Source organism: Xanthomonas sp. JL1 (genome assembly GCF_038405005.1).
Genome location: NZ_JBBYGR010000047.1, coordinates 84317 through 101574, shown reverse-complemented (window position 1 = coordinate 101574; position 17258 = coordinate 84317). Strand labels below are relative to the sequence as shown.

At 64.2% G+C, this 17258-nt stretch carries 16 protein-coding genes; 3 read left to right on the top strand and 13 right to left on the bottom strand.

Annotated elements, in window-relative coordinates:
• On the top strand, nucleotides 1-355 hold a 355-nt coding region (locus WJW29_RS11225; protein WP_146773309.1), incomplete at its 5' end, for a transposase.
• Nucleotides 356-450: 95 nt separating this feature from the next.
• Here the strand turns inward: WJW29_RS11225 and WJW29_RS11220 are convergent.
• Entirely contained in the window at nucleotides 451-948 is a 498-nt protein-coding gene (locus tag WJW29_RS11220) for a CYTH domain-containing protein (RefSeq protein WP_011258607.1), read from the bottom strand.
• A 174-nt stretch (nucleotides 949-1122) separates the two neighbouring features.
• Nucleotides 1123-2457 (bottom strand): 23S rRNA (uracil(1939)-C(5))-methyltransferase RlmD, encoded by a 1335-nt coding sequence (gene rlmD, locus WJW29_RS11215; protein WP_041182079.1) that lies wholly within the window; start codon nucleotides 2455-2457, stop codon nucleotides 1123-1125.
• A gap of 158 nt (nucleotides 2458-2615) precedes the next feature.
• On the opposite strand from rlmD, the gene WJW29_RS11210 reads away from it, so the two are divergent.
• Entirely contained in the window at nucleotides 2616-3338 is a 723-nt protein-coding gene (locus WJW29_RS11210) for a response regulator (protein WP_011258605.1), read from the top strand.
• A 148-nt stretch (nucleotides 3339-3486) separates the two neighbouring features.
• On the opposite strand, the gene recO is transcribed toward WJW29_RS11210, so the two are convergent.
• The 9 genes from recO to rpoE all read right to left on the bottom strand — a co-directional run bounded on the left by recO (nucleotide 3487) and on the right by rpoE (nucleotide 12497).
• The gene (gene recO, locus WJW29_RS11205) at nucleotides 3487-4209 is read right to left on the bottom strand and encodes a DNA repair protein RecO (protein WP_011258604.1); all 723 of its coding nucleotides are present in this window, start codon (nucleotides 4207-4209) and stop codon (nucleotides 3487-3489) included.
• A 223-nt stretch (nucleotides 4210-4432) separates the two neighbouring features.
• Nucleotides 4433-5332, bottom strand: a complete 900-nt coding sequence (era, locus tag WJW29_RS11200; RefSeq protein WP_011258603.1) for a GTPase Era — start codon at nucleotides 5330-5332, stop codon at nucleotides 4433-4435.
• Nucleotides 5329-6009, bottom strand: a complete 681-nt coding sequence (rnc, locus tag WJW29_RS11195) for a ribonuclease III (RefSeq protein ID WP_011258602.1) — start codon at nucleotides 6007-6009, stop codon at nucleotides 5329-5331. The genes era and rnc overlap by 4 nt, the downstream gene beginning before the upstream one ends.
• Nucleotides 5999-6376, bottom strand: a complete 378-nt coding sequence (locus tag WJW29_RS11190; protein ID WP_011258601.1) for a DUF4845 domain-containing protein — start codon at nucleotides 6374-6376, stop codon at nucleotides 5999-6001. Before WJW29_RS11190 ends, rnc begins: the two co-directional genes overlap by 11 nt.
• A 30-nt stretch (nucleotides 6377-6406) precedes the next feature.
• Nucleotides 6407-7207, bottom strand: coding sequence for a signal peptidase I (gene lepB, locus WJW29_RS11185; protein ID WP_011258600.1), 801 nt, complete (start codon nucleotides 7205-7207; stop codon nucleotides 6407-6409).
• A gap of 106 nt (nucleotides 7208-7313) precedes the next feature.
• On the bottom strand, nucleotides 7314-9104 hold the full coding sequence (lepA, locus tag WJW29_RS11180; protein ID WP_041182078.1) for a translation elongation factor 4: 1791 nt from the start codon (nucleotides 9102-9104) through the stop codon (nucleotides 7314-7316).
• A gap of 180 nt (nucleotides 9105-9284) precedes the next feature.
• On the bottom strand, nucleotides 9285-10871 hold the full coding sequence (locus tag WJW29_RS11175; protein ID WP_011408249.1) for a DegQ family serine endoprotease: 1587 nt from the start codon (nucleotides 10869-10871) through the stop codon (nucleotides 9285-9287).
• Nucleotides 10872-10980: 109 nt separating this feature from the next.
• The gene (locus WJW29_RS11170; RefSeq protein ID WP_011258597.1) at nucleotides 10981-11880 is read right to left on the bottom strand and encodes a sigma-E factor negative regulatory protein; all 900 of its coding nucleotides are present in this window, start codon (nucleotides 11878-11880) and stop codon (nucleotides 10981-10983) included.
• Nucleotides 11877-12497, bottom strand: coding sequence for an RNA polymerase sigma factor RpoE (rpoE, locus tag WJW29_RS11165; protein WP_041182077.1), 621 nt, complete (start codon nucleotides 12495-12497; stop codon nucleotides 11877-11879). Before rpoE ends, WJW29_RS11170 begins: the two co-directional genes overlap by 4 nt.
• 236 nt (nucleotides 12498-12733) lie before the next feature.
• Here rpoE and WJW29_RS11160 point away from each other — a divergent pair, with 236 nt between their 5' ends.
• Nucleotides 12734-14815 carry a 3-hydroxyacyl-CoA dehydrogenase NAD-binding domain-containing protein gene (locus tag WJW29_RS11160; protein ID WP_011258595.1) on the top strand — a complete coding sequence of 694 codons (2082 nt, stop codon included), beginning with the start codon at nucleotides 12734-12736 and terminating at the stop codon, nucleotides 14813-14815.
• 216 nt (nucleotides 14816-15031) lie between these two features.
• Here the strand turns inward: WJW29_RS11160 and WJW29_RS11155 are convergent, their stop codons facing one another.
• Nucleotides 15032-15997 (bottom strand): cation diffusion facilitator family transporter, encoded by a 966-nt coding sequence (locus WJW29_RS11155; protein ID WP_011408247.1) that lies wholly within the window; start codon nucleotides 15995-15997, stop codon nucleotides 15032-15034.
• Nucleotides 15998-16235: 238 nt separating this feature from the next.
• Complete coding sequence (gene mmsB / locus WJW29_RS11150; protein ID WP_027703337.1) at nucleotides 16236-17138, bottom strand: 3-hydroxyisobutyrate dehydrogenase; 903 nt, start codon at nucleotides 17136-17138, stop codon at nucleotides 16236-16238.
• Nucleotides 17139-17258: the final 120 nt, after the last annotated feature.

Here is a 17258-nt window from a genome sequence, read left to right as displayed (position 1 = left end):
ACGGACGGCCCGCGCGTGGCTCTACAAGGAGCAGTTGCGCGAGGCGCTTGACCGAAAGCAGATCAACGTGATGCGCGAGATGCTCAAGCACTGGTGCGTCTGCGTGATGCGATCCAAGGTCGAGGCGATGAAGGAAGTCGCAGCCCTCGTGCGCCGCCACATGGACGGCATCGTCGCCTGGGCGCAGACCCGTCAGACCAACGGCTTCCTTGAAGCCATCAATGGCCTGTTCCAGTCCGCCAAGCGCAGAGCTCGCGGCTTCAAACGCCTGTCCACCATCAAGACCGTCATCTTCCTGATTGCCGGCAAGCTGGACTTCCAAACGTTCAACCCGCATGCCCGGCAACCCACTTGAAATTCAAGAGAGCCGCTTTTACCAATCCCACATCGCAAATCAGCTCTGCGAAGCACCGAGCCGCAGCTCCGCTTTTACGAATCCCAAATCCCGAATCACGCCTCCCCGCCCCATTGCTTAAACGGATGCGAGGCCAGCGCCAGGTTGTAATAACGCACGTCGTCGGTGACCTCGGTCCCGATCCACTCGGGCATAGCAAACGTTTCGTCAGCGTGTTCGAGTTCGATCTCAGCGACCACCAGCCCGGCGTTGTCACCGAGGAATTCATCCACTTCCCATACGTGGCCTTGGTAGGCAACCAGGTGCCGGCGTTTGTCGATCAAACCGCCTACGCACAGCGCCAGCAATGCGCGGGCATCGGCAAGCGGAATCGGATATTCGAACTCCTGCCGCGTACGTCCTATCTCGCGCGATTTCAGATTGAGAAATGCGCTTTCGCCCTGAATCCGCACCCGCACCGATGCATTCTGCGTGCCATTGCGCAGTGCCGCCTGGTCATTGATGTAGCCTTGCGCCATCGGCACCACTGCATGCGCGGCGTTGCGCCAACCGTCGCCGGCGACCAGGAATTTGCGTTCGATTTCTGTGGGCATGGGATTCGCGATTCGGCGTGGGGATTTGTTGAAGCGGAGCTACTGGCGGATGACGTCAACACGTCTCAATCCACGGAGCGCGTTTTGAAGTCGGATTCAAGAACGCGCGTCGCGACAGCGGCGATTGGAAGGCAACGGGTGCGCTCTTGCGAATCCCCAATACCGAAACCCCAATCACCGCCTCTCGAACACCGCAATGCTTTCCACGTGGGCGGTATGCGGGAACATGTCCATCGCGCCAGCCGAGACCAGCGTGAAGCCTTGCTCGTTGACCAGGTAGCCGGCGTCGCGCGCGAGCGAGCCTGGATGGCAGCTTACGTAGACGATGCGCTCGAACGTCTTCAGCGGTAACTGCTGCAGCACTTCCAGGGCGCCGGAGCGTGGCGGGTCCAGCAACAGCTTGTCGAAGCCCTGGCGCATCCAGGCGGCGTTGCGCTGATCCTGGGTCAGGTCGGCGGCGTAGAACTGCGCATTGTCCAGACCATTGCGCTGGGCATTGTCTTTGGCCCGCGCCACCAGCCCGGCATCGCCTTCCACGCCCACGACCTCGCGCACCACGCGCGCCAACGGCAGGGTGAAATTGCCCAGGCCACAGAACAGGTCAAGCACACGGTCGTCGGGCTTGGCATCCAGCAGCGCCAGCGCGTGCACGATCATCTTTTGATTGAGCGAGGCGTTGACCTGGATGAAGTCCAGCGGCCGGAACGCCAGGTCCACATCCCATTGCGGCAAACGGAACGACAAAGGCACTTCCTGCGGCCACAGCGGATGCACGCTGTCCACGCCGCCAGGCTGCAGGAAGATCGCAAACCCGTGCTCCTGCGCAAATGCGATCCAGGCCTGTTGGTCGCGCGCGCTGAGCGGCTGCATATGCCGAATGGTCAATGCCACCGCATCGTCGCCGGCAATGAATTCGATCTGCGGAATGTCGCGCTTGCCGTCCATGCCTTCGACCAGCGCGGCCAGCAACGGGATATTCTCGCCGATCTGCGGGATCACCGTGTAGCAGACGGACAAATCGGCCACGAACCGCGGGTCGAGCTCGCGAAAGCCAACCAGGGTCTTGGCCTTCTTCTCCACGCGGCGCACCGAGAACCGGCCCTTGCGCCGATAGCCCCAGTTGTCGCCGCTCAGCGCAGGCAGCACGGCCTGCGGGGTGACATGACCGATGCGCTCAAGGTTATCCATCAGCACGCGCTGCTTGGCCACGATCTGCTGCGATTCCTCAAGATGCTGCAACACGCAACCGGCGCAAACGCCGAAATGCGGACAGCGCGGGGCGACGCGCTGCGGGGATGCCTCCAGCACCTCCACTGTCTTGGCCTCATCGAAATGGCGACTGCGGGCGGTGGGTTCGGCACGCACCAACTCGCCCGGCAAGGCGCCGCTGATGAAGGTGACCTTGCCGCCCTCGCCGTCGCGACGCGCCACTCCGCGGCCGTCATGGCTCAGGTCGGTGATCGCGGTCTGGAAGGGGGTACGGTCGAAACGGTTTCTGGTTCTGGCCACGTGGCGACAAGCTGCGGGCAAAAAGGGGGGGTATTGTCGCAGATGCGATCGACGGAGGCCGCGCTGGGCAGCGCAACAATTGTCGCGCCTAGCAAACCCAGGCAAACTGCCGCTGGAGGCGGCGAATCAGGACGCGGCATCGCTGACAAGGAGGCAGCATGAACATGGCCACATGCCCGGAATCCCATCCACGTCTATTGCTGGTGGAAGACGACCCGATCAGCCGCGGATTCTTGCAGGCTGTGTTGGAAGGTCTCCCGGCCACGGTGGACTGTGCTGACTCCCTTTCTTCTGCCCTCGACTGCGCACGCGAACGTCGCCACGATCTCTGGTTGATCGACGTCAATCTTCCCGATGGCACCGGCAGCGGGCTGCTGTGTGCGTTGCGCCTGCTGCACCCGGACGTGCCGGCACTGGCGCACACCGCCGACACCAGCACGGCGATGCAGAGCGGCCTGCAGTCCGACGGGTTTCTGGAAATGCTGATCAAACCGCTGACCTCCGAACGCCTGTTGCAGGCCGTGCGACGTGGCCTGGCCCGCGGCCGCTACGGCGTGGCCCCGGTGGGCGTGCTGGACATCGCCGCCAGCGACTGGGACGAAGCGGCGGCGCTCAGTGCGCTCAACGGCCAGCAACATCATCTCAATGCCCTGCGCGAGCTATTCCTGGCCGAATTGCCGGGCACTCGGGATGCGGTGGATTCGGCCCTGCAGATCAGCGACGAACAGGCATTACGCAACCATCTGCATCGGCTACAGGCCAGCTGCGGTTTTGTCGGCGCAGCGCGGCTTGCCGGTGCTGTGCGCCTGCTAAGCGGCGACCCGCAATCGCGGAGCGCGCGGACCCAATTCCATGCGGCGGTGGCTGCGTTGCTGCATTGAGAGCGCGTGCGAGGCCGATCTGCTTTCAAGCTCGGCGCAGCGTTCGATGTAGTGCAGCCTTCCGGATTGAGATGCGCGCGGCTAGTAGCGCTGAAAGCACTGCCGCACTGACTGCTGCAGGAGCGCGCACACACCAGGGCTGGCCCGATCAACGACGCCGTGCCAGATCCTCAAGCATTTCCCAGGATTTCAAGCCGCGCCCACCCAGATGATGCAGCAGCACACTGCGCATGCTGCGCCGCAGACCAGGCATATCCTCTGCGGCTGGCATGACGTCCTCACCCAGTGCCAGCAGCGCCGCACCGGTGACGGTTTCGCGGCGATCCTGCGCCAGCCGCTCGCTTAACACACGCAAGGCGCCTTCCTCCGGATCCAGCCGATACCGCGCTGCCGGGTCGATCGGTTGCCCGTCGCTGTCGTGCTGCAGATCGAAGGCAAACCCCAGCCCTTCCAGCACGTCGCGCTCGAACCGACGCAACCCCCATGCCAATGGAAGATCGGCTGCCAGGTGCGTCCGCGCCTGCGTATAACAGGCATAGAGTTCGGGCACCGGATCGTTGCGCGGTGCCAAGCGCAGCAACAATTCGCTGATATAGAAACCGGCCAGCATGGTGTCGCCGACTAGCCGAGGCGCAGTATCCAGCGCTTCAGCCTGACGCAGTTGTGCCAGCTCGCCGCGCTGCACGGCGCTGAACTGAATCAACTGCAATGGCTGCAAGGCAGCACGCAAGGCCTGCTTGCGCGGCCCATGGACTCCGCGCGCCAACAGCCCCACCCGCCCGTGCTGCTCGGTCAATACCTCCACCAGCAGGCTGGTCTCGCGCCAGGCCCGCACGTGCAGGACGAACCCGCGTTCGTGCTCGATCAGCATGCGCGGAGAAGGTGAGATTGGGGATCAGAGACCGGAAACCCTTGAAAATAGAAGGATCGGCCGCCAAATGGCGACGCGGCACGGCAACGGGGAGCCGAGCCGATACCGTCATCGCAACATGCAGATGGGGCGAATGCAGGAAAACGCCTCTTCGGCAGCGCACCGGTCGAATGCTTGACCTGGCTTTTCCCGGGTCCCGGGTCCCCGGTTCCCGATCCTGGCGTCATTCGTAGCCGAACGCCTTCAGCGCAGCCTCGTCGTCCGACCAGCCCTCGCGCACGCGTACCCAGGTTTCGAGGAAGACCTTGGCACCGAACAGGCGCTCCATTTGCAGACGCGCCTTGCCGCCGATTTCCTTCAGGCGGGTGCCGCCCTTGCCAATCACGATCGCCTTCTGGCCTTCGCGTTCGACCCAGATGACCGCTCCGATCCGCAGCAGCGCGCCATCTTCGGCGAAGCGCTCGATCTCAACGGTGGTGGCATACGGCAGTTCTTCGCCGAGCTGACGCATCAGCTGCTCGCGCACCAACTCGCCGGCCAGGAAGCGCTGGCTGCGATCGGTGATCTCGTCTTCGCCAAACATGGCCTCGGCTTCGGGTACCAGCTTGAGCAGATCGCCGACCAACGCTTCCAGGCCCTTGCGCTTGAGGGCGGATACCGGATGCACGGCCGCGAAGGTACGTCCCTCGCTGACCTGGGCCAGGAACGGCAACAGCGCGGTCTTGTCCTTGAGGCGGTCAACCTTGTTGACCACCAGCACCACCGGCACCTCGGCGTCGCTGAGCACGCGAAACGCCAGGGTATCTTCCTCGTCCCAGCGGCCGGCTTCGATCACCAGCACTGCCGCGTCCACGCCTTCGAGCGAGCCACGCGCAGCGCGATTCATCACCCGGTTCATTGCGCGCTTCTGCTCGCGGTGCAGGCCTGGGGTATCGACCAGCACCAATTGCCCTTCCGGGAAGGTCGCGATGCCCAGCAACCGATGGCGCGTGGTCTGGGGCCGGTTGGAGACGATGCTGACCTTCGCGCCGACCAGGGCATTGGTCAGGGTGGACTTGCCGACGTTGGGCCGGCCGATCACGGCAACGCTACCGCTGCGGTGGGGGGACGAGGTTACGCTCACATTCTTGAATCCAGTTGTGCGATGACAAGAGTCGCCGCCTGTTGCTCGGCAAGACGACGCGAGGTGCCCTGGCCCTCGGCGCGGGCGACGGGCTGCTCCAGAATGCAGGCGACATGGAACTGCTTGGCATGCTCATCGCCGCTCTCACTGATCAGAGCGTAATTGGGCAGCGGCAGCTGGCGCGCCTGCAGCCATTCCTGCAGCCGGGTCTTGGGATCTTTTTCTGCCTTGCCAACCGGCAATGCCGCCAGCGAGGCTTCGAACCACGGCAGCACCACCGCACGGCAACGCTCGAAACCGCAGTCCAGGTAGATGGCCGCGACAATCGCTTCGACAGCATCGGCCAGGATCGAATCGCGCCGATGACCACCGGACTTCAACTCACCTGGACCCAGCGTGAGGCGCTCGCCGAGGTTCAACGTACGTCCGATCACTGCCAGCGCGCCTTCGCGTACGAGTTCGGCCCGCGCGCGGGTCAATGCGCCTTCATCGGCCTTGGGCCAACGTTGATACAGCGCCTCGGCGACCAGCAGATTGACGATGCCGTCGCCGAGAAATTCCAGCCGCTCGTTGTGCGGCGTCCCGGCGCTGCGATGCCGCAGCGCCTGGGCGAGCAGATCCGGATCGGCAAATGCATGCCCGATCGGATCACCGCGTTGGAAGATTCTATTCGACACCGCGCTTCGTCAAATCCTGTGCCGTATCGAACTTGCCAACCACATCCAGATTGCCAACCAGCTCGCGGCGGACTTCGTAGTTGACTTTCATCCGCCAGCCGCTTTCGATCCGCTCGAACTTGACGTCTCCTTTTTTGACGTTTTCTGAGTAGTTAATGTACAGGCGACGAAAGAACAGGTCCTGCAACTTGGACGGATCCATGTTGGCACTCCCCGGCTCATTGGCTAGGCCCTTCATCGCCGCGCGCACGGAGTAATACTCCTGATACATCGGAAACAGCTTCATCCCGATGTACAGACCGAACCCCACCACCGCCACCACCACCACGAACGACATCAACGTCATACCGCTTTGCTTGCGCTTCATTGTGCTTCCCCTGGCACGCCGTGCCTACATTTACTGGATTCCAGTCCCGATCCGCGATGGATCGAAACTCCCCTTGCAGAACCACCCTTCGCAATTGAGCCAGATCAGGAACGCCTTGCCGCGCAGATTGGCTTCCGGCAGAAAGTGCGTCTGGGTCCAAAACCGACTGTCCTCGCTGTTGTCGCGATTATCCCCCATCACGAAATAGCTGTCCGCCGGCACGGTCCAGTCGCCCTGCCCGGCCGGCATATTGCGGTCCAGCCACTCCAGCACGGTATGCGTGCGGCCCGGTAGATACTCGACCAGCAGCGTGGTGCCGGTCATTTCAGCGCCCTTGCCATTGCCGATGTACTCGCCTTTGACCGTGTAATGCATCGGCTTGTCGTTGATGTACAGGGTATCGCCATGGAAGCCGATCTTGTCGCCCGGCAGGCCCACCACGCGCTTGATCCAGTTCTGGTCCGGCGCATGCGGCGGCTTGAACACCACCACATCGCCACGCTTTGGCTCGCCGGTGGGAATGAACTTGGTATTGGTGATCGGCAGACGGAAACCGTAGGCGAACTTGTTGACCAGGATGAAATCGCCGATCAATAGATTGGGCATCATCGAACTGGACGGAATCTTGTACGGCTCGGCCACGAAGCTGCGCAGGATCAGCACCACCGCCAGCACGGGAAAAAAGGCGCGCGAGTAATCGATGATCGCCGGCTCGCTGTCCAGCAGACCAGCACGCGCGGCACGGTGCTTGGCCAAAAACAGCTTGTCCAGCAGCCAGATGAAGCCACTGCCGAGCGTTAGGACAACCAGGATGATTTCAAACCATTTCATTGATGCTCCTTCGGAACGGGATTCGAAATTTGAGATTCGGGATTAGTTAAGAGCAAGAGGATGGGCAAGCCGTTGCCAATCACGAATGACGAATCCCGAATCCCTGCTACTTGTCCATCTGCAAGACAGCCAGGAAGGCTTCCTGCGGAATCTCCACGCGACCGACCTGCTTCATGCGCTTCTTGCCTTCTTTCTGCTTTTCCAGCAGCTTTTTCTTGCGCGAAACGTCGCCACCATAGCACTTGGCCAACACGTTCTTGCGCATCGCCTTGACCGTGGAGCGCGAGATGATTTGCGAGCCGACCGCGGCCTGGATCGCCACGTCGAACATCTGCCGTGGAATCAGGTCTTTCATCTTTTCGCACAACTCGCGGCCACGGCGGTCGGCGTAGCTGCGGTGCACGATGATGCTCAGCGCATCGACCTTGTCGCCGTTGATCAGCGTGTCCACGCGCACGAACGGGCCCGGGTCGAAACGCAGGAAGTGATAGTCCAGCGAGGCGTAACCGCGCGAGACCGACTTGAGCTTGTCGAAGAAATCCAGCACTACTTCGGCCATCGGCAATTCGTAGCTGATCTGCACCTGACTGCCCAGGTAGTTGATGCCGATCTGGCTGCCGCGCTTTTCTTCGCACAAGGTGATGATGTTGCCGACGTAATCGGGCGGCGTGAGGATATTGGCGCGAATGATCGGTTCGCGGATTTCTTCGACGTTGTTGAGCGGCGGCAGCTTGGACGGGTTGTCCATCGGGATCACGCTGCCGTCGGTCTTGAGCACCTCGTAAACCACCGTGGGCGCGGTCGAGATCAGGTTGAGGTTGTACTCGCGCTCCAGGCGTTCCTGCACGATTTCCATGTGCAGCATGCCGAGGAAGCCGCAGCGGAAGCCGAAACCCATCGCTTCGGAGCTTTCCGGCTCGAAGCGCAGTGCGGCATCGTTCAAACGCAGCTTGTCCAGCGCTTCGCGCAGGTCCGGGTAATCCTCGGCATCGACCGGAAACAGGCCGGCGAACACACGCGGCTGCATTTCCTGGAAACCGGGCAATGCGTGCGGCGCCGGGTCGGCCGCCAGGGTCAGCGTGTCGCCGACCGGTGCGCCGTGCACGTCCTTGATCGAGGCGTTGATCCAGCCCACCTCGCCAGCGCCCAGCGCAGACAGCTCCTTGCGCTTGGGCGTGAACACGCCGACCTTGTCGACCAGATGCGTGCGGCCGGTGGACATCACCAGGATTTTGCTGCCCGGCTTGATCTCGCCTTGCATCACGCGTACCAGCGAGACCACGCCCAGGTAGTTGTCGAACCAGGAATCGATGATCAGCGCCTGCAGCTTGTCGGTGTCGCGCGGGGCCGGCGGCGGGATGCGATGCACGATCGCCTCCAGCACCAGATCGATGTTCAACCCGGTCTTGGCGCTCACCGCCACCGCATCTTCGGCATCGATGCCGATCACCGCTTCGATCTCGGCCTTGGCGCGGTCGACATCGGCGGTGGGCAGGTCGATCTTGTTGAGCACCGGCACCACTTCCAGGCCCTGCTCCACTGCCGTGTAGCAGTTGGCCACCGACTGCGCTTCCACGCCCTGCGCCGCATCCACCACCAGCAGCGCGCCCTCGCAGGCGGCCAGCGAGCGGCTGACTTCGTAGGAGAAGTCGACGTGCCCGGGGGTGTCGATGAAGTTCAGATGGTAGACCTGCCCATCCTTTGCCGTGTAAGGCAAGGACACCGACTGCGCCTTGATGGTGATGCCGCGTTCGCGCTCGATCGGGTTGGAGTCGAGCACCTGGGCCTCCATCTCGCGCGCCTGCAGGCCGCCGCACAGCTGGATGATCCGGTCGGCAAGGGTGGATTTGCCGTGGTCGACGTGGGCAATGATGGAAAAATTGCGGATATTCCGCATTGAATCAGAGGACATTGAGGTGGGCGCCGGCGGTGCCGTCGTCAGGGTAACGCAGCATTATCGCATGCTGACGCAGGGGTCAGGGAGTCGGGATTGGGGATTCGAAACGGCAGCGCAAAGGCAGACACCCGCGAGCGGAGCCTGCCCTTGCCAATCCCGAATCACCAATCCCGGCTTTCCTCAGCCGCCGGCCTTCAAGGCCACGTAGCTGGTTGCCTTGCCGTCGGTGACCAGCAGCATGACCACATCTCCCTTTTTGTAGCTGGACAGGGCGCGGTTGAGCTCGGCGACGCTACCGACCTTGGTGCGGCCGACGCGGGCGATGATCAGGCCCGGCGACAGCGGCGGCTGGGTGCTGCGCGCCGCCGCGCCAGTGACCGAGGCGATGCGCACGCCCTCCCCCGCCTCCAGACCCAGACGACTGCGTTCGGCAGCGGTCAGATCGGCGACCTGCAGGCCGAGCAATTCCACGCTGGCCGGGGCGCTGGGCTTGGCCTCATCGGCCGCGGTGCGCGGCGCGGCGTTCTCGCTGCCACCCTGGAGCGGTGCGAGGGTGACCGTCACCTTGCGCGGTTTGCCGTCGCGCAAGACATCAAGAGTGACCTTGGAACCCGGCGCCATCAGCCCGATCATCGGCGGCAGATCGCTGGCGACGTCGATCGGCTTGCCGTTGACCGCGCGGATCACATCGCCCACTTCGACACCGGCCTTGCCCGCCGGGCTGCCGGCCGGAATATCGTTCACCAAGGCACCACGGCTGTCCGGCAAGCCCAGGCCCTGGGCCTTGAGCGAGTCGATCGGGCCGACCTGCACACCCAGCATGCCGCGACTCACATGGCCAGTGGCCTTGATCTGCTCGGCGGCACTGAAGGCCAGGTCGATCGGGATCGCAAAGCTAATGCCCATGTAGCCGCCCGACGCGGAGAAGATCTGCGAGTTGATGCCGACCACTTCGCCGCGCGTATTGAGCAGCGGGCCGCCGGAATTACCCTGGTTGATCGCCACGTCGGTCTGGATGAAGGGCACGTAGCGCTGATCCGCATACGGATTGCTGCGGCCGGTGGCACTGACGATGCCGGCGGTGACCGAGTGGTCCAGGCCGAACGGCGAGCCGATCGCCACCACCCACTGGCCCGGCTTGAGCGTATTGGAATCGCCCAGGCGCACGGTCGGCAGGCCCTTGGCCTCGATCTTCAGCAGCGCCACGTCGTATTGCTCATCGCTCCCCACCACCTTGGCCTTGAACTCGCGGCGGTCGGTGAGCTTGACGGTGACTTCGCTGGCGCCATCGACCACGTGATGATTGGTCAGCACATAGCCATCGGCGGAAATGATGAAGCCTGAGCCCATCGACTTGCCGGCAATACCGCCGTCGTCATCGCCCTGCCCCGGACCACCCGGCCCCTGGCGTGGCCCACCCGGCATCTGGAAATCCGGACCGAAGAAGCGGCGGAAGAATTCCGGCATCTGATCGTCATCGGGCATTGCGCCACCGCCGCGACCACCCGGGCCACTGCGCTGCTGACGCGCCATGGCGTCCTTGCGGGTGATGGTGGTTTCGACATTGACCACGCCCGGGCCGACCTGCTCGACCAGATTGGTGAAGTCCGGCAGCCCCGCCACCAGCTGTGGCGCTGGCGTGGCACTGCGGTTGGCGGCAATCGGTGCGACGTCCTTGGCAGCGGGCGCGGGCTGCTGCGCGCAGGCGGCCAGCGGCAGGGTCATGGCGATCAGGCCGAACATCTGGGTGCGGATGCGATGGTTCATCAGGTTGCCTCCGATGGCAGGGCGACAAGGGGCCAAACCCGCGTAGCAACACGGGTCCAGCACGATAACGGGAAAGGAGAAGGCCGACAGATGAAGGCCGACGACCGAATCAGTTCTGCGGGAGCTGCACCGGCAATGGCCGGTTCGGCGCTGGGCTGGCGACCGTCTGTGGCGCCGGCTCAAACGGATAGAACGCCGTGCCGGGGCTGCTCTGGCGAAAACTGGCATTCAGCGGACTCTCGCTCGCCCCGGACAAGGCCGCGCGCGGCCACGGGCGTGCCTGCAGCGTAGCGTCCGGATGCGTGAACGGGTTGGACGGCGCAGCCGCAACGGCGGATGACGCGGCCACTGGTGCCGGTACCGGTGCTGCCGCAGCCACCATGCGCGTCGGCACCTGCTGCTGACGCGCAGCCGCACTGCGTGCGACCTGCTGATTGCGCGTGGCTGCACCGCGGCGAGTGGATGCCAGCGCAGCGGCAGGCACGGCCGCAGCGAGCGCACCCACTTCGTCGGGCGTTTCCGGAACCGACGCCGCCGGCGCCTTCGGTGCCACGGGTACCTGCGGCGTCCGCGATGCGGGCGGAAGCTGCGCCGCGCTGGCGTACACAGGTGTTTGGGCTCCGCGCGCTGCCGTTTCGGGCAGGCGCTCGCGCGCCATGAACAAGGCAATCGCCGCGACCGATGCCGCAATCGCCGCGCCGCCCCTCCACCGCCAGCGTGCGCCCGAGCGGGCCGCAGGCTGCGCTCGCGGTGCCGGCTCCTCCGCAATGGCACTGCGCACACGCGCCGCGAAATCCAGCGGTGCCGGCGCACTGGCAGCACCGCGCAGCACATCGCCGCACAACTGCCAGCGTTCGTGGCAGCCGGCTAATTCTTCGTCGTGGGCCAGACGGCGCAGCAGGAAGCGCGACGCGTCGGCACTCAATTCGCCGTCGACCAACGCAGACAGCTGCTGGCGATAGTGAAGCTCGAACTTGTCGGTGGTGGACATGTCGGTGTTATGGCTCATACACGGTATCGCTCACGGGTAGCGCTCTCGGTCTCCAGCAGAGGCCGCAGCTTGATGTCGATGGCCTCACGCGCCCGGAAGATGCGCGAGCGCACCGTTCCGATCGGGCAATCCATCTTTCGCGCGATGTCCTCATAGCTCAGCCCTTCCACCTCGCGCAGGGTGATGGCCGATCGAAGTTCTTCCGGCAGTGCTTGGACCGCGCGCATCACCGTTTGTTCCAGCTCCTGTCGCATCAATTCGCGCTCCGGGGTGTCGGTGTCGCGCAACCGGGTCGCTCCATCGAAGTGTTCGGCATCGCTGATCTCGATGTCGTCGCTGGGCGGGCGGTGGTTATGCGCAACCAGATGGTTCTTGGCAGTGTTGACGGCAATGCGGTGCAGCCACGTATAGAACTGGGCGTCGCCACGAAAACTGTTGATCGCGCGGTACGCCCGCACAAACGTGTCCTGGGCAACGTCCTGGCATTCGCTCCAGTCGGCGATGTAGCGCCCGATCAACGCAACGATCCGATGCTGGTATTTGCGCACCAGCACATCGAACGCCGCGCTTTCGCCGCGCTGCACGCGCCGGACCAGTTCCAGGTCCAGCTCCTGAGGTGTATCGACTTCGGCCATGTCGGGCCGCACTCCTGTCAGCCCACCGAAGTCGGGCAATGAGACCGCCATTGAAAAGAAAAGTTCATACCGATCCGTACGACCGTCACGCATCAGGGTAGCGGCCCCGATGCACCGCTGGCGACGCTGCACGCAAAGCCCGCATCTGCCCGGTCGACAGATATAGGTATTTGACGTGAAGGAAACAGCCTCTGGATGATAACGATTTTTCCATCTATTGCCGGACGGCCAGACGCATGCTTCCAGGTTTCGACGGGCTCCGATTCAGCCATTGGCAGGCCGAGCTGCGCGAGGACGGCGTGGTCGTGCTCAGCCTCGATCGCCAGGACGCACCGGTCAACGCATTTTCCCAGGAGGTGCTGCTGGAGTTGGGCGCACTGGTCGAGCGCCTGGCACTGGAGCCGCCCAAGGGCGTGGTGCTGCGCTCGGGCAAAGCCAACGGTTTCATCGCCGGTGCCGATCTGAAAGAATTTCAGCAATTCGACCACAAGGGCACGGTCAACGATGCGATTCATCGCGGGCAGCAGGTCTTTCAGAAGCTGGCCGAACTGCCCTGCCCGACCGTTGCGGCGATTCATGGCTTCTGCATGGGCGGCGGCACCGAAATCGCGCTGGCATGCCGCTACCGCGTGGCCTCCGACGATGGCAGTACGCGCGTCGGGTTGCCGGAAACCAAGCTCGGCATCTTCCCCGGCTGGGGCGGCAGCGCCCGCTTGCCGCGCCTGATCGGTGCGCCGGCGGCGATGGACCTGATGCTCAGCGGCCGCACCGTGTCGGCCAAGGCTGCGCGCGCAATCGGTCTGGTCGACAAGGTCGCCGCACCTGCGGTGCTGGTCGATGCGGCTGCGGCACTGGCGCTCGCGGGTACGACGCGTCCGTTCCAGCAGCGCGCCACTGCGTGGGCCACCAACACCTTGCTGGCGCGCAAAATACTGGCGCCGCAGATGCGCAAGCAAGTGGCCCGCAAGGCGCGCAAGGAGCATTACCCTGCGCCATACGCGTTGATCACGGTGTGGGAGCGGGCTGGCGGCAGCGGCATCCAGGCCCGCCTGGCGGCCGAGCGCAAGGCAGTGGTCAAGCTCGCCAGCACGCCGACCGCACGCAACCTGATCCGCATCTTCTTCCTGACCGAGCGTTTGAAGGCGCTGGGCGGCAAGGATGCAGCCGGCGCGGCAGCGACGCCGATCCGCCATGTGCACGTCATCGGCGCTGGCGTGATGGGCGGCGACATCGCGGCGTGGGCGGCCTACAAGGGCTTCGACGTCACATTGCAGGACCGCGAGCAGCGTTTTATCGAGACGGCGCTGACGCGCGGCGGCGAACTGTTCGCCAAGCGCGTCAAAGACGACGCCAAGCGGCCGGCCGTGGCCGCGCGTCTGCGCGGTGACCTGGCCGGTGCGGGTGTGACGCAGGCCGATCTGGTGATCGAGGCGATCATCGAAAACCCGCAGGCCAAGCGCGATCTGTATCAATTGATCGAGCCGCAGCTCAAGCCGGATGCATTGCTGACCACCAATACATCTTCGATTCCGCTGACCGAACTGCGTGGCCACATCCAGCGCCCGGCGCAGTTCGCCGGCCTGCACTATTTCAACCCGGTGGCGATGATGCCGCTGGTGGAAATCGTGCAGCACGATGGCCTGGATCCCGCCAACGCGGCGCGCCTGGCTGCATTCTGCAAGGCACTGGACAAGTTCCCGGTGCCGGTGGCCGGCACGCCGGGGTTCCTGGTCAACCGGGTGCTGTTCCCGTACCTGCTTGAAGCGGCCACCGCGTATGCGGAAGGCATACCCGGCCCGGTGCTGGACAAGACGGCGGTGAAATTCGGCATGCCGATGGGGCCGATCGAGTTGATCGACACCGTGGGTCTGGACGTCGCCGCCGGCGTGGGCGCGGAGTTGGCGCCGTTCCTGCACCTACCGATTCCGGCAGCGCTGATCACGGTGGAAGCCGGCAAGCGCGGCAAGAAGGACGGCCAGGGCTTGTACACGTGGGAGAATGGGCGTGCGGTCAAACCGGAGGTTGCCAGTGGCCACACCGCACCGGCAGATCTGGAAGACAGGCTGATTCTGCCGCTGCTCAACGAAGCGGTGGCGTGTCTGCACGACGGCGTGGTGGCCGACGCAGACCTGCTCGATGCCGGCGTCATCTTCGGCACCGGCTTTGCGCCCTTCCGCGGTGGCCCGATCCAGCACATCCGCAGCGTCGGCGCAGATGCGCTGCTGGAACGTTTGCAGGCGCTGCACGCACGTTATGGCGAACGTTTCGCACCGCGCCCGGGTTGGGACTCGCCGGTGTTGCGGGAGGCGGTGGTGTAAGGCCAGCCGCCAGCTATCGACAGCGTTTGATATGCAAGAAGGCTGCCGTTGGCGGCCTTCTTTTTGCGGCAGGGCGGCATCTTTTAGATGCTGGCAACCATTACTGCGCAGTCGACATCGATCTGGATATGTCGCGCCAGGGCCTCCCGCTTCCTGTTGATGGTGCAGGTCGAAACGCGCTAATTCGATGCCCCGCCGACCTGCTCCCACCAGAGGTTAATGATGGGAGTGCCCATGCGCATGACTGTGCCCATGATGCGCGTCATGGCCAGCGTCTGCAGCGGGCTTTGGTGTGCCGCAAGGCTCGGTGCCGCAGTCGCCGCTTTCCACCTGCAGGGTGACATGGACGATGTCGAAGCGGTCGTGCAGCAGGGTGGCGAGCGCGTCGCGCAGGCGGTCGCGGTCGGTTGCCTCGTTGACGACAATGTGCGCGGTGAGCGCAGGGGTGCTGGAGGCCAGCGCCCAGACGTGTAGGTCGTGCACGTCTTCGACGCCGGGATGGCTGGTGAGTGCCTGCTGCACCTGGGCCAGATCGATACCCTTGGGCACGCCCTCGAGCAACACGTTGATCGCCTCGCGCAGCAGCACCCAGGTGCGCGGCAATACCCACAGGCCGATCAGCACGGCCAGCACCGGGTCGATCCACTGCCAGCTGGTCCAGTGGATCAGCAAGGCACCGATGATCACCGCCATCGATCCGAGCATGTCGCTCCAGACCTCCAGATAGGCGCCTTTGACGTTGAGGCTTTCGCCGCTGCCGGCATGCAGCAGCTTCATTGCGATCAGATTGATCACCAGGCCGAAGCCGGCGATCAGCAGCATGCCGCCATACGCAATGTCCTGCGGGGCGCGAACGCGCTGCGCGGCCTCCCACAGGATGTAGCCGCCCACTGCGAACAGCAGCGCGCCATTGGCCAACGCGCCGAGCGCTTCGAGCCGCACATAGCCATACGTGCGACGCGCGTCAGCCGGGCGACGGCTCAAGCGCACCGCGACCAACGCGATCATCAGGCCGACGGTGTCGGTGGCCATATGGGCGGCGTCGGACAACAGCGCCAGGCTGTTGGTCACGAACGCGCCGATGATCTCTGCCAACAGGAACGTGGCGGTCAGGCCCAGCGCCCACCACAAGGGTGTTTCATGGCGAATTTCGCTGGGTGCGTGGTTGTGGTCGTGTCCCATGGAGGTCGTCGTCTCGTGCGATGCGCGCACCTTAGCCGCACGCGATGGCGGAGACTATTACACCTGCATGTGATGACATCACATCACACGCGTCATGCGGTTGGCCGGCAAAGCGCAGCAGCAGCGCTTCGGTGCGGGCGCGGTGGGTGCAGTTGATGAAGCGCACGCAAAGGTTTCAGCGCTTCTCCACCATCCGCACCGCTCAACGATGGATGCGCGACGCGACCCAGTTCGCGACTCAGACCTTGGCGACCAGCTTGACCACGCTGGAAAAATCCAGCGCCCCGTTGCCAGCCTGGCTGTTCATTGCGTACAGGTTGCGCGCCAGCTCACCGAGCGGAATCGAGACACCGGCCTGTACCGCCGACTCGGCGACCAACCCCAGATCCTTGAGCATCAAGTCGTTGCCGAAGCCACCGCTGTAGCCGCGCGATGCCGGGGCATTGGGCAGCACGCCGGGCCAGGGATTGCACACTTCGGTGGCCCAACTGCGCCCGGTGCTGACCGCCATCATCTGCGACAGCACTGCAGGGTCCAAGCCTTGCGCGACGCCGAGCGCCAGCGCTTCGCCGGTGGCGGCCATGATCACGCCCAGGGCCATGTTGTTGCAGAGCTTGGCGACCTGCCCTGCCCCGTTGTCGCCGACGTGGAAAATGTTCTTGCCCATGGCCTGCAGCACCGGACGCGCGCGCTCCAGCACCTCGGCAGCGCCGCCGACGATGAAGGTCAGGGTGCCGGCTGCAGCACCGGCGGTGCCGCCGGAGACCGGGGCGTCCAACATTGTCAGGCCACGCGCCGTGGCCGCATCGGCCACCTTGCGCGCAGACAGGGGTGCGATGGTGCTGCAGTCGATGACCAGCGCACCGTGCGGAATCTGCGCCAGGATGCCGGAGTCGCCCAGGTACAAGCCTTCGACGTGGCGGCTCGCAGGCAGCATCGAGATCACGATTTCGGCATCGGCCAGCGTGTCCTGCGCGGAGCTGGCGGCATGCGCACCGGCCGCTGTTGCAGCGTCCAGGGCAGCCGGTGCCAGATCGAATGCCCGCAGCTGATGCCCGGCCTTGATCAGATTGGCAGCCATTGGCCCGCCCATATTGCCCAGGCCGATAAACGCGATATTGCTCATGGTGTCGGTTTCCAGATCAGGACGATCTTCAACAGATTGTTTGGTTGTCACGCGCTGGCGGAGCGATCCACGCGCAGCTTCCAGTGCGACTGCAGTGTTCGGACAGAGCGAGCGCCGCGCTTATACGCACTTGCA